The 12,010-nt window shown below is 55.3% G+C and carries 14 protein-coding genes; 11 read left to right on the forward strand and 3 right to left on the reverse strand.

Annotated elements, in window-relative coordinates; translation table 11 throughout:
• Window positions 1–15: 15 nt before the first annotated feature.
• Entirely contained in the window at window positions 16–825 is an 810-nt protein-coding gene (locus tag AC6I8R_RS04795; protein WP_415174741.1) for an inositol monophosphatase family protein, read from the reverse strand.
• Window positions 826–990: 165 nt separating this feature from the next.
• Window positions 991–1,572, reverse strand: coding sequence for an acyl carrier protein phosphodiesterase (locus AC6I8R_RS04800; protein WP_021185869.1), 582 nt, complete (start codon window positions 1,570–1,572; stop codon window positions 991–993).
• A 102-nt stretch (window positions 1,573–1,674) separates the two neighbouring features.
• On the opposite strand from AC6I8R_RS04800, the gene queA reads away from it, so the two are divergent.
• Genes queA through secF form a run of 5 tightly spaced genes read left to right on the forward strand, consistent with a single transcriptional unit; the run spans window position 1,675 to window position 7,109 of the window.
• Window positions 1,675–2,745 carry a tRNA preQ1(34) S-adenosylmethionine ribosyltransferase-isomerase QueA gene (gene queA, locus AC6I8R_RS04805; RefSeq protein WP_041525736.1) on the forward strand — a complete coding sequence of 357 codons (1,071 nt, stop codon included), beginning with the start codon at window positions 1,675–1,677 and terminating at the stop codon, window positions 2,743–2,745.
• A gap of 30 nt (window positions 2,746–2,775) precedes the next feature.
• Window positions 2,776–3,900 (forward strand): tRNA guanosine(34) transglycosylase Tgt, encoded by a 1,125-nt coding sequence (tgt, locus tag AC6I8R_RS04810; protein WP_013508102.1) that lies wholly within the window; start codon window positions 2,776–2,778, stop codon window positions 3,898–3,900.
• A 24-nt stretch (window positions 3,901–3,924) separates the two neighbouring features.
• Window positions 3,925–4,257 (forward strand): preprotein translocase subunit YajC, encoded by a 333-nt coding sequence (gene yajC, locus AC6I8R_RS04815; protein ID WP_013508103.1) that lies wholly within the window; start codon window positions 3,925–3,927, stop codon window positions 4,255–4,257.
• A 25-nt stretch (window positions 4,258–4,282) separates the two neighbouring features.
• Entirely contained in the window at window positions 4,283–6,130 is a 1,848-nt protein-coding gene (gene secD, locus AC6I8R_RS04820) for a protein translocase subunit SecD (protein ID WP_021185867.1), read from the forward strand.
• A gap of 10 nt (window positions 6,131–6,140) precedes the next feature.
• A complete protein-coding gene (gene secF, locus AC6I8R_RS04825) occupies window positions 6,141–7,109 on the forward strand; it encodes a protein translocase subunit SecF (protein ID WP_021185866.1) in 969 nt (322 codons plus the stop codon).
• A gap of 92 nt (window positions 7,110–7,201) precedes the next feature.
• On the opposite strand, the gene AC6I8R_RS04830 is transcribed toward secF, so the two are convergent.
• Window positions 7,202–7,753: a SadB/YajI family lipoprotein gene (locus tag AC6I8R_RS04830; RefSeq protein ID WP_036627548.1), complete on the reverse strand. Its 552-nt coding sequence runs from the start codon at window positions 7,751–7,753 to the stop codon at window positions 7,202–7,204.
• A gap of 194 nt (window positions 7,754–7,947) precedes the next feature.
• On the opposite strand from AC6I8R_RS04830, the gene nrdR reads away from it, so the two are divergent.
• From nrdR to pgpA, 6 genes are all read left to right on the forward strand, one after another.
• A complete protein-coding gene (gene nrdR, locus AC6I8R_RS04835) occupies window positions 7,948–8,397 on the forward strand; it encodes a transcriptional regulator NrdR (RefSeq protein WP_021185864.1) in 450 nt (149 codons plus the stop codon).
• Between the two features lie 3 nt (window positions 8,398–8,400).
• Window positions 8,401–9,504 carry a bifunctional diaminohydroxyphosphoribosylaminopyrimidine deaminase/5-amino-6-(5-phosphoribosylamino)uracil reductase RibD gene (gene ribD, locus AC6I8R_RS04840; protein WP_497831971.1) on the forward strand — a complete coding sequence of 368 codons (1,104 nt, stop codon included), beginning with the start codon at window positions 8,401–8,403 and terminating at the stop codon, window positions 9,502–9,504.
• A gap of 81 nt (window positions 9,505–9,585) precedes the next feature.
• A complete protein-coding gene (gene ribH, locus AC6I8R_RS04845; protein WP_013508109.1) occupies window positions 9,586–10,056 on the forward strand; it encodes a 6,7-dimethyl-8-ribityllumazine synthase in 471 nt (156 codons plus the stop codon).
• A 19-nt stretch (window positions 10,057–10,075) separates the two neighbouring features.
• Window positions 10,076–10,495 (forward strand): transcription antitermination factor NusB, encoded by a 420-nt coding sequence (gene nusB / locus AC6I8R_RS04850; protein WP_021185862.1) that lies wholly within the window; start codon window positions 10,076–10,078, stop codon window positions 10,493–10,495.
• Between the two features lie 44 nt (window positions 10,496–10,539).
• Window positions 10,540–11,517, forward strand: a complete 978-nt coding sequence (thiL, locus tag AC6I8R_RS04855) for a thiamine-phosphate kinase (RefSeq protein WP_021185861.1) — start codon at window positions 10,540–10,542, stop codon at window positions 11,515–11,517.
• Window positions 11,504–11,998, forward strand: a complete 495-nt coding sequence (gene pgpA / locus AC6I8R_RS04860; RefSeq protein ID WP_021185860.1) for a phosphatidylglycerophosphatase A — start codon at window positions 11,504–11,506, stop codon at window positions 11,996–11,998. The genes thiL and pgpA overlap by 14 nt, the downstream gene beginning before the upstream one ends.
• Window positions 11,999–12,010 lie beyond the last annotated feature (12 nt).

A 12,010-nucleotide genomic window follows, 5' to 3' on the forward strand; every position in this document is an offset into this window, starting at 1 on the left:
CCGCGCATCCTTTTATTACAAGGGGAAAGAGGCAGGCAGCATCGCTTTTAATTGTGGATAAAGCGTCGCATTGGCGAGCAGTACCGGATTACCGTTCTTCAGCCCGTCATTGTGCAGATAATCATTGGTGACGCCACCCGCTTCACGCATCAGCACGATGCCGGGCAGGCCATCCCACGGATTCATATGCGCTTCGTAATAGCCAATCAAACGCCCGGCGGCAGCCCAGGCGCTCATCAATGCGCCCGAACCGGTGCGTATAAACATGCCACCCTGGTGCAGCAGTGCGGAGATAAAGCTGGTAAGCGGTTCAGCGGGCTGGCTGTTAGAACTGCTGATGCCCAGTACGCCCTGATTAAGCTGTTGAGCGCTGTGGGCCTGAATCCGTTTGTCGTTAACCCAGGCACCTTTGCCACGGCAGGCGTGGAACAGCTCGTGATGATTGGGATCGCACACCACGCCAATTACCGCCTCATCTTTACACACGATAGCCAGCGATACGCACCAGTTATGCAGACCGTTAATGAAGCTGCTGGTGCCGTCAATCGGATCAACCACCCAGACAAAACGGGCACCCTGGGTGTCGCCGCCACTCTCCTCACCCAACACCGCATCATCCGGAAAACGCTCGGTGATCATGTATTTAATCAGTTGTTCGACATTACGATCAGCTTCGCTGACCACATCCTGTGGGTCCTTCTTGTGCTCGACCACCAGTTGCTGACGTTGCTGATACCAGGAGAAGGCGCGACTGGCAGCGGCGGTGGCGACATCACGAGCAAAGTGGTAACGCGCGTCAAGTTCAGTAAGTGATGCTGATGACATCTTTCCCTCTTATGATTTATACCCTTCGTGTTTCAAGCCCCATTCAGGGGATAGGGAAGGGTGACAGGCGAAATGACTGTGTGATCCAGGTAACGAAAGATAAGAAAGGCTTCATTAAGCCGCAGATGTTTGCGGCTGGCAAGAGGGGAGAGGATTCAGAATATGTTACAGCTGCTGCGTACGTGCCAGTTCCATCAGTCGCGGATAAAGCTGGAAGAATTGTTGCTCCAGTGCGGCATAATTTTCGACGAAATCCTGATACGAATCGCGTAACGCGGCGAGACGTGGACGACGCATCGCCATGCCATTCAGCACGCGCGCCAGACGGGTGGGTTCAGCGTAATGTTCCAGCCAGCGCTCGCGCCACATTATCGCGTTCAGCTCGACAAAGCCTTCCGGTGTACCTGACAACTGCGGCGTAATTTCCCGTTCTGCTGCGGCGGAAAAAGCGGCCAGTGACTGGATGGGATGGAACTGATCCCAGTGCCGTGCAAGGAAATGGTCCCAGATGACATCCAGGGTGATCGGTGCCACGCGGCGGGTTTCGGCGCGGAACCATTGCCGCGCTTCGCGTACTTCCGGCAGGCTATCGGTCAGGCTATCGAGACGTCGATGCAGCATAATGCCGTCGGCAATCGGAGTTGACCATTGCTGATGGGGATTACCGCGTACAAAGTCGGCCATTAAGTTGCCAAGCAGTGAGCTGTCAGCCAACTGGGCCAGATGGAGGTGAGCGAGAAAGTTCATGCCGCATTATAGGCAGAATCAACGAGGCACAGCCAGTTGTTCAGAATTGGTCGCTTTTCCGCTAAACTATGCCGCCTGTTTTTAGTCCTGAAGAAGTTGAGCATGCGTGTAGCGGATTTTTCTTTTGAATTGCCGGAATCTTTGATCGCCCATTACCCCCAGGCGCAGCGAAGCGGTTGCCGTCTGTTGTCGCTGGATGGCCCAAGCGGTGCGCTGAGTCACGGCGTGTTTACCGATGTGCTGGAGAAGCTCAATCCGGGCGACCTGCTGGTATTCAATAATACCCGCGTTATCCCGGCGCGCGTTTATGGTCGTAAAGCCAGCGGCGGTAAAATCGAGATGCTGGTGGAGCGCATGCTGGACGACAAACGTGTGCTGGCGCATGTTCGGGCGTCAAAAGCACCGAAGCCGGGTGCAGAATTGCTGCTGGGCGATGACGAAAGTGTCAAAGCGACGATGGTGGCGCGTCACGATACGTTGTTTGAAATTGCGTTCGAAGATGACCGTGCGGTGCTGGATATTCTTAACAGCGTCGGCCATATGCCATTGCCGCCGTACATCGACCGCCCGGATGAAGAAGCTGACCGTGAGTTGTACCAGACGGTGTACAGCGCCCGCCCCGGCGCGGTTGCTGCGCCGACGGCCGGTTTGCACTTCGACGATCCGCTGTTGCAGGCGTTAAAGGCGAAAGGCGTCGAGATGGCCTTTGTCACGCTGCACGTAGGGGCCGGGACCTTCCAGCCGGTGCGTGTGGAGAGTATTGAAGATCACACCATGCACTCCGAGTACGCCGAAGTGCCGCAAGAGGTGGTGGATGCGGTGCTGGCCTGTAAAGCACGCGGCAATAAAGTGGTGGCGGTAGGGACGACCTCGGTACGCTCGCTGGAGAGCGCCGCGCAGGCAAGTAAAGACGCGCTGATTGCACCGTTCTTCGATGATACCCAGATTTTTATCTATCCCGGCTATCAGTATCAGGTGATCGATGCGTTGATCACCAATTTCCACCTGCCGGAATCGACCCTGATTATGCTGGTGTCGGCGTTTGCCGGTTATCAGCACACCATGGCGGCCTATCAGGCGGCGGTGGCTGAGCAGTACCGTTTCTTTAGCTACGGGGATGCCATGTTCATTACCCGTAATGTGAATGCACCTGACGAGAGCGTTGGGTCTTAAACGTCAGACTGTTTCTCTGATGAGGTCAATGTGAAATTTGAGTTAGACACAACTGACGGGCGCGCGCGCCGTGGCCGTCTGATTTTTGATCGCGGCGTGGTGGAAACCCCCGCATTTATGCCTGTGGGCACTTACGGCACCGTCAAAGGCATGACGCCGGAAGAAGTGCAGGATACCGGTGCACAAATCATCCTCGGCAACACTTTCCATCTGTGGCTGCGTCCGGGCCAGGAGATCATGAAGTTGCATGGCGATCTGCATGATTTCATGCAGTGGAAAGGACCAATCCTGACCGATTCGGGAGGTTTCCAGGTGTTTAGCCTCGGTGATATCCGTAAGATCACCGAATCGGGTGTGCATTTCCGTAACCCGATCAATGGCGATCCGATTTTCCTCGATCCGGAAAAATCGATGGAAATTCAGTTCGATCTTGGCTCCGACATCGTGATGATTTTCGACGAATGTACGCCTTATCCGGCGGACTGGGACTACGCGAAGCGTTCAATGGAAATGTCGTTGCGCTGGGCGAAACGTAGCCGTGACCGTTTTGATTCACTCGGTAACAAAAATGCGCTGTTTGGCATCATTCAGGGCAGTGTTTACGAAGATTTACGTGATGTCTCCGTGAAAGGTCTGGTAGAGATTGGCTTTGATGGGTACGCTGTGGGCGGCCTGGCGGTGGGTGAACCGAAAGAGGACATGCACCGCATCCTGGAGCACGTCTGTCCGCAAATTCCGCACGACAAACCGCGTTATTTGATGGGCGTTGGCAAGCCGGAAGATCTGGTGGAAGGCGTTCGTCGCGGTATCGATATGTTTGACTGCGTTATGCCGACGCGTAACGCGCGTAACGGTCACCTGTTTGTCACCGATGGTGTGGTGAAAATCCGTAATGCGAAGCATAAAGATGACACCTCGCCACTGGATGCAGAGTGTGATTGTTACACCTGTCGCAATTACAGCCGTGCCTACTTGCATCATCTCGACCGCTGTAACGAAATACTGGGCGCGCGTCTCAATACCATCCACAATCTGCGCTATTACCAGCGTCTGATGGCGGGTTTACGCCAGGCCATCGAAGAGGGTAAATTAGAGCACTTTGTTAGCGAGTTCTACCAACGGACGGGCAAAGCGGTTCCGCCGTTAAACGTCTGATAATTCATCAATGAGGGAAATTTAATGAGCTTTTTCATTTCTGACGCTGTGGCTGCAGCAGGCGCACCGTCGCAGGGAAGTCCTTATTCTCTGGTGATCATGCTGGTGGTCTTTGGTCTGATCTTTTACTTCATGATTCTGCGTCCGCAGCAGAAGCGTTCCAAAGAGCACAAGAAGTTGATGGATTCCATCTCCAAAGGAGATGAAGTGCTGACCAATGGTGGTCTGGTAGGTCGCGTGACTAAAGTTGCTGAAACCGGCTACATCGCTATCGCCCTGAACGACACCACTGAAGTAGTGATTAAACGTGATTTCGTGGCTGCCGTTCTGCCGAAAGGCACCATGAAGGCGCTGTAATTTTTTCTTCCCGAAGGAAACTGCCGTGTTAAACCGTTATCCTTTGTGGAAGTACATCATGCTGGTCGTCGTGATTCTCGTCGGCCTGCTCTATGCGCTTCCCAACCTTTATGGTGAGGATCCGGCCGTTCAAATCACTGGTGCGCGCGGTGGCGCCGCCAGTGAGCAAACGTTGGATCAGATCCAGTCTGTTTTACAAAAAGATAATATCCAGAGCAAATCCCTCGTTCTGGAAAATGGCGCGATTCTTGCGCGCTTTGCGAACACGGATGTGCAGCTGCGCGCCCGTGAAGCGATTACGAATGTCCTTGGCGAGAACTACGTTGTAGCACTTAACCTGGCACCGGCTACGCCGCGCTGGTTGAGCATGCTGGCCGCAGAACCGATGAAGCTCGGCCTTGACCTGCGTGGCGGTGTTCACTTCCTGATGGAAGTTGACATGGATACCGCGCTGAGCAAATTGCAGGAACAGAATGCAGATGGTCTGCGCAGCGACCTGCGCGACAAAGGCATTCCCTACGTTAACGTGAATAAAATCGCTAACTATGGCGTGGAAATCCGTTTCCGTGACGGCACCAGCCGTGATGCGGCCATCAGCTATCTGTCTCCACGTCATCAGGATCTGGTGATCTCCAGCCAGGGCAGCGATACCCTGCGCGCGGTGATGACCGATGCACGCCTGAGTGAAGCACGCGAATATGCGGTGCAGCAGAACATCAATATCCTGCGTAACCGTGTTAACCAGCTTGGCGTCGCTGAACCGCTGGTACAGCGTCAGGGTTCTGACCGCATCGTGGTTGAACTGCCAGGTATTCAGGATACTGCTCGCGCCAAAGAGATTCTGGGTGCTACGGCAACCCTCGAATTCCGTCTGGTGAACACCACGGTTGATCCAAGTGCGGCGGCCAGTGGTCGTGTGCCGGGTGATTCTGAAGTGAAAATGACGCGTGAAGGCCAGCCAGTGGTGCTGTACAAGCGCGTGATTCTGACCGGTGACCATATCACTGATTCCACGTCCAGCATGGATGAGTACAACCAGCCGCAGGTGAACATTTCACTGGATGGCGCGGGCGGTAACATCATGTCTAACTTCACCAAGGACAATATCGGTAAACCGATGGCGACCCTGTTTGTGGAGTACAAGGACAGCGGCAAGAAAGATGCCAATGGCCGTGCGATTCTGGTGAAACAGGAAGAAGTGATTAACGTGGCGAACATTCAGTCGCGCCTCGGCAACAGCTTCCGTATCACCGGTATCAGCAACCCGAACGAAGCCCGTCAGCTGTCGCTGCTGCTGCGTGCCGGTGCGTTGATTGCGCCAATTCAGATTGTGGAAGAGCGTACCATCGGCCCAACTATGGGTCAGCAGAACATCACGCAGGGTCTCGAAGCCTGTCTGTGGGGTCTGATCGCTTCCATTATCTTTATGGTGGTGTTCTATAAGAAATTTGGTCTGATCGCGACCAGCGCACTGCTGTGCAACCTGGTGTTGATCGTCGGCATCATGTCACTGCTGCCAGGTGCGACACTCACCATGCCGGGTATTGCCGGTATCGTGTTGACGCTGGCGGTGGCGGTGGATGCGAACGTACTGATTAACGAACGTATTAAAGAAGAGTTGCGCAACGGTCGTTCCGTGCAGCAGGCGATTCATGAAGGCTACAAAGGTGCCTTCTCCAGTATCGTCGACGCTAACGTTACGACGCTGATTAAAGTCATCATTCTTTATGCGGTCGGTACCGGTTCAATCAAAGGTTTTGCGATTACCACCGCTATCGGTATCGCGACCTCCATGTTTACCGCTATCGTCGGCACCCGTGCCATCGTTAACCTGGTGTACGGCGGCAAACGCATCAACAAGCTGTCTATCTAAGGAGTGCGTTGTGGCACAGGAATACAATATTGAGCAGCTGAACCACGGGCGTAAAGTCATTGACTTTATGCGCTGGGACACGCTTGCCTTTATCATCTCCGCCTTGCTGATTGTGGCGTCTGTCGCCATCGTTGGTGTGCGTGGCTTCAACTGGGGCCTCGACTTCACCGGCGGAACGGTGATTGAGATCAACCTGGAAAAACCGGCCGATCTGGATACCCTGCGCGTTGCGCTGGTGAAAGCGGGTTTTGATGAGCCGTTGGTACAGAACTTTGGCAGCAGCCGTGACGTGATGGTGCGTATGGCTCCGGTGCAAGGTCCGGCAGGCCAGGAACTGGGCAACAAAGTGGTGTCGGTGATTAACGAAACCGCGCAGCAGAATGCCACCGTGAAGCGTATCGAGTTCGTGGGTCCGAGCGTGGGCAGCGATCTGGCGCAGGCGGGGGCGATGGCGCTGTTGTCGGCGTTGATCGCGATTCTGATCTACATCGGTTTCCGCTTTGAGTGGCGTCTGGCACTGGGTACCGTACTGGCGCTGGCCCATGACGTGATCATCACCTGCGGCATCCTGGCGTTGACCCACATCGAAATCGATCTGACCATCGTGGCATCCCTGATGTCGGTGATTGGTTACTCGCTTAACGATAAGATCGTGGTTTCCGACCGTATTCGTGAGAATTTCCGCAAGATCCGTCGCGGTTCTTCATACGATATCACCAACGTGTCGTTGACCCAGACGTTGAGCCGTACCCTGATCACCTCGCTGACAACGCTGGCGATGATCCTGATTCTGTTCATCTTTGGTGGTGCGCTGCTGAAAGGCTTCTCGCTGACCATGCTGATTGGTGTGACCATTGGTACCATCTCATCAATCTATGTCTCTTCGGCTCTGGCGCTGAAGCTGGGCATGAAGCGTGAACATATGCTGGTGCAGAAAGTGGAGAAAGAGGGCGCTGATCAGCCTTCAATCATGCCGTAACTGCTGACCAGAAAGGTCAAGGGCTGCCAGATGGCAGCCCTTTTTTTTGCCGTAAACCGCGCGATAAATCGCGCCGCTACAGAAACTGCGCATCACGGCGTGGTTGCGCCGGTCACATCATGCACACGAACATAGCCAAGTTGATCCGGTGAAAGGCCGCTCAGGCGCAGTGGTACCACCACGGAGCTGCGTGGCGTCAGACTGCCGGGCGCAGTGATGGTCTGGCTGAGACTGCCGGCATTTAACGGTTTACCGCTGGCCGGGTCCATTTCTCCCCAGACGACAGTCGCACTCAGCGCCGGAACCGGTTTGCCATCGGTCGAGCGGATCGTCAGATTGGCGTGACTGCCAGTCGCTTCACCTTCGACCTGGCTCAGCGACAGGCGTAATTTACCCAGTTGGGTTTGCAGTTCCACCGGCGTATTGGACTGAGGTAACAGCCAGGCACCCTGATTGGATTGGCTGTTTAGCTGGCCCTGAATTTCCAGTGCTGCGGCCTGATTCGTTAACTGGCGCATTTGCTGATTCAGCTGCCCCACTTCCTGATGTAACTGAGTAACCTGTTTGGTGCCGGGTGTTGAGCTGCAACCGCTAAGTACCAGCAAAGAAAGCGCTGCTGGCGCCCATAACATCCTGATCGTCATGCAATGTCCTTTCCATTGTGGGGGAGGGCTAATGTTGCGCGATAAATCGCGCCGCGACAACCCGTGAACTGTATCGTCGCGGTGTGATTTATCACGCTGTTTTAACCATTGCCGCCCTTTTCATCTCAACACATTTTGTTGAAACCGAGATCGCGCTACACTGTGTGGCCCAAATTCTCGCGACAGGAAACGTCATGCATTGCCCATTCTGCTCCGCTGTGGACACCAAAGTGATAGATTCGCGCCTGGTCAGTGAAGGCTCTTCGGTGCGTCGCCGTCGCCAGTGTCTGGTGTGTCATGAGCGTTTTACCACCTTTGAAGTGGCTGAACTGGTGATGCCGCGCGTGGTGAAAAGCAACGATGTGCGTGAACCCTTTAACGAAGATAAACTCAGCAGCGGCATGATGAAGGCACTGGAGAAGCGTCCGGTGAGTGCCGATGCGGTGGAGAGCGCCGTCAACCATATCAAAACGCAACTTCGTGCCACCGGCGAGCGCGAAATCCCCAGCAAGCTGATTGGCAATCTGGTGATGGACGAGCTAAAGAAACTCGACAAAGTGGCCTACATTCGCTTCGCGTCGGTTTATCGCAGTTTTGAAGATATTCGTGATTTTGGCGAAGAGATCGCCCGCTTGCAGGATTAATCCATGATCGACGAACGCTATATGGCGCGCGCGCTGGAACTGGCGCGTCGCGGATGTTTTACCACCACGCCAAACCCGAATGTTGGCTGTGTGATTGTGCGGGACGGCGAAATCGTCGGCGAAGGCTGGCATCATCGCGCGGGCGAACCGCATGCGGAAGTGCATGCGCTGCGCATGGCGGGAGAGAAAGCCAGGGGCGCAACCGCCTATGTCACGCTTGAACCCTGTAGCCATCATGGTCGCACGCCACCCTGCTGCGATGCGTTGATCGCCGCTGGCGTCAGCCGGGTGGTCGCGGCGATGCAAGACCCCAATCCGCAGGTCGCCGGTCGTGGCCTGTATCGTCTGCAACAGGCGGGTATTGCGGTGAGCCACGGTTTGATGATGAATGAGGCTGAGGCGATCAATCGCAGTTTCCTGAAACGGATGCGTACCGGTTTCCCGTGGATCCAACTTAAATTGGGCGCGTCACTCGATGGCCGTACCGCTATGGCGAGTGGCGAAAGCCAGTGGATCACCTCGGCAGCCGCAAGGCGCGATGTGCAACGTTTTCGTGCCCAGAGTTCGGCTATTCTTACCACCAGTGCCACGGTGCTGGCGGATAACCCTGCGCTGACGGTGCGCTGGAGTGAACTGAATGATGAGGTTCGCCAGCAACTGGACGAGCAGCAACTGCGTCAGCCAGTGCGGGTGGTGATTGACAGCCAGCAGCGCGTGACTCCGCAGCATCGTTTGGTCAACCAGGCGGGCGAAACCTGGCTGATGCGCAGTGAAGCCGATCAACAAGCCTGGCCGGAGACGGTGTCGCAGATTGTGGTGCCGCAGCGTGAGAGCCAACTGGACCTGGTGGCGATGATGATGTTGCTCGGTCAGCGGCAAATTAACAGCGTGTGGGTCGAAGCGGGTGCATCGCTTGCCGGTGCGCTGTTGCAGGCGGGACTGGTGGATGAGCTGATTGTCTACATGGCACCGAAACTGCTGGGTAATGCCGCTCGTGGCTTGTGTGAATTACCGGGGCTGGAACATCTGGCCGATGCGCCAGCCCTGAATTTTAGTGACGTGCGCCTGGTGGGCGAAGACTTGCGTCTGACGCTCACCCCGCGCTGAAAAGCCTGAGCGCGTCGTCAAAGAGTATGATAGAATCCGCCCCCTTCTGCGGGGCTACAATACAACACCCAAAGGATATGTATGAAAGTTATCGAAGCTCCTGTTGCCACGCCTGATGCTAACATCGCCATCGTAATTGCGCGTTTTAACAACTTCATTAATGACAGCCTGCTGGACGGTGCGGTTGATGCGCTGAAGCGTATTGGTCAGGTGAAAGACGAAAACATCACCATCGTCTGGGTACCAGGTGCCTATGAACTGCCGCTGGCGGCGCGTGCGCTGGCAAAATCCGGTAAACATGACGCCATCGTGGCGCTGGGTACCGTGATCCGTGGCGGCACGGCGCACTTCGAATATGTGGCCGGTGAAGCCAGCTCAGGTATTGCCAACGTGGCAATGACCAGCGATATCCCGGTGACTTTCGGCGTGCTGACCACTGAAAACATCGAGCAGGCGATTGAACGCGCCGGCACGAAAGCGGGTAACAAGGGTGCCGAAGCGGCCCTGACTGCCCTCGAAATGATTAACGTATTGAAAGCCATCAAAGCCTGATTTTTGTAAGGGGAATTTTGTGAAACCTGCTGCTCGTCGTCGCGCCCGTGAGTGCGCTGTCCAGGCGCTTTACTCCTGGCAGTTGTCCAACAACGACATTGCCGATGTGGAATACCAGTTTCTGGCGGAACAAGACGTCAAAGACGTCGATATCAGTTACTTCCGCGAACTGCTGGCCGGTGTGGCGACCAACAGCGCATACCTGGATGGTCTGATGAAACCTTACCTGTCGCGTCAGCTGGAAGAGCTGGGCCAGGTAGAAAAAGCCATCCTGCGTATTTCGCTGTATGAGCTGAGCAAACGTGATGATGTGCCCTATAAAGTGGCGATCAACGAAGGTATCGAGCTGGCTAAAGTATTTGGTGCAGAAGACAGCCACAAATTTGTCAACGGCGTGCTGGATAAAGCCGCTCCACAAATTCGCCCCAACAGAAAATAGTGCAAAAGGCCGGTCATCCGGCCTTTTTTCATTGAGACCTGACTATGCCCTGTGGTGAATTCGAACTGATCGCACGTTATTTTAACCGCGTCACCAGCTCCCGCCGCGATGTCGAGAAGGGAATTGGTGACGACTGCGCATTGCTTAACGTGCCAGAAAAACAGACGCTGGCTATCAGCACCGATACGCTGGTAGAAGGCGTGCATTTCCTGCGTGATATCCATCCAGCCGATCTCGGTTATAAAGCAGTTGCCGTCAACCTGAGCGATCTGGCTGCTATGGGCGCCGATCCGGCATGGCTAACGCTGGCGCTGACGCTGCCGGAAGTGAACGAGAGCTGGCTGGCGGCCTTCAGTGACAGCCTGTTTGAGCTGCTGGATTACTACGATATGCAGCTGATTGGCGGCGATACTACGCGCGGCCCACTGAGCATGACGTTGGGCATCCACGGTTTAGTTCCGGTAGGGCGTGCACTAAAACGCTCCGGTGCGAAGCCGGGTGACTGGATTTTCGTCACCGGCACGCTGGGTGACAGTGCTGCCGGTCTGGCGTTGTTGCAGCATCGTTACCGCCTGTCGGACCCGGCGGTGCACGAAACGCTGATCAAACGTCATTTACGCCCGATGCCGCGTGTCTTGCAGGGGCAGGCGCTGCGTAGCCTGGCCACGTCAGCGATCGATGTGTCGGATGGATTGCTCTCCGACCTCGGCCATATTTTGCAGGCCAGCCGTGTCGGCGCGCGCTTGAATGTCGATGCACTGCCGCTGTCGGCAGCACTGCGCGACCATTTCGACGCAGACCAGGTGCAACGCTGGGCGCTGGCAGGAGGGGAAGACTACGAGCTGTGCTTCACGGTGCCGGAAGTGAACCGTGGTGCGCTGGACGTGGCGCTCGGTCATCTCGGCGTGCCTTATACCTGCATTGGTCAGATAGCACCGGAAGCCGATGGACTCACGTTGCTGGAAAATGGCAAGCCGCTGAGCTTCAATCACAAAGGATTTGATCACTTTGACGTTAAATAAAGATGTGGCAAAGAGCCGCCTGCGTATGTCCAATCCGTGGCATCTGCTGGCGACCGGCTTTGGCAGTGGATTAAGTCCGATCGTACCGGGTACTGCGGGATCGCTGGCGGCGATCCCGTTCTGGTGGTTGATGACCTTTTTGCCATTGCAGATCTATTCGCTGGTGGTGCTGATCGGTATCAGCGTCGGCGTCTATCTGTGCCATCGCACGGCCAAAGACATGGGTGTCCACGATCACGGCAGCATTGTCTGGGACGAGTTTATCGGTATGTGGATCACCCTGATGGCGATTCCGCTGATGAGCTGGAAATGGGTCCTGGCGGGCTTTGTCATTTTCCGCATTTTTGATATGTGGAAACCCTGGCCGATCCGCTGGTTCGATCAGAACGTGCATGGCGGCATGGGGATTATGGTCGACGATATTATCGCCGGGGTGATCTCTGCGGTGATTTTGTATGTGTTAGGGCATGTGATGCTTTGATTTCTTAACGGC

The sequence above is a fragment of the Pantoea sp. X-Soil-OKNW-713 genome (genome assembly GCF_059730685.1).

Bases quoted from the DNA above. Each gene is read 5' to 3' on its own strand.
- thiL (WP_021185861.1), top strand. From the start codon at position 10,540: ATGCCCTGTGGTGAATTCGAACTGATCGCACGTTATTTTAACCGCGTC.
- AC6I8R_RS04795 (WP_415174741.1), bottom strand. From the start codon at position 825: ATGTCATCAGCATCACTTACTGAACTTGACGCGCGTTACCACTTTGCT.
- ribD (WP_497831971.1), top strand. From the start codon at position 8,401: ATGATCGACGAACGCTATATGGCGCGCGCGCTGGAACTGGCGCGTCGC.
- AC6I8R_RS04830 (WP_036627548.1), bottom strand. From the start codon at position 7,753: ATGACGATCAGGATGTTATGGGCGCCAGCAGCGCTTTCTTTGCTGGTA.
- AC6I8R_RS04800 (WP_021185869.1), bottom strand. From the start codon at position 1,572: ATGAACTTTCTCGCTCACCTCCATCTGGCCCAGTTGGCTGACAGCTCA.
- ribH (WP_013508109.1), top strand. From the start codon at position 9,586: ATGAAAGTTATCGAAGCTCCTGTTGCCACGCCTGATGCTAACATCGCC.
- nrdR (WP_021185864.1), top strand. From the start codon at position 7,948: ATGCATTGCCCATTCTGCTCCGCTGTGGACACCAAAGTGATAGATTCG.
- queA (WP_041525736.1), top strand. From the start codon at position 1,675: ATGCGTGTAGCGGATTTTTCTTTTGAATTGCCGGAATCTTTGATCGCC.
- yajC (WP_013508103.1), top strand. From the start codon at position 3,925: ATGAGCTTTTTCATTTCTGACGCTGTGGCTGCAGCAGGCGCACCGTCG.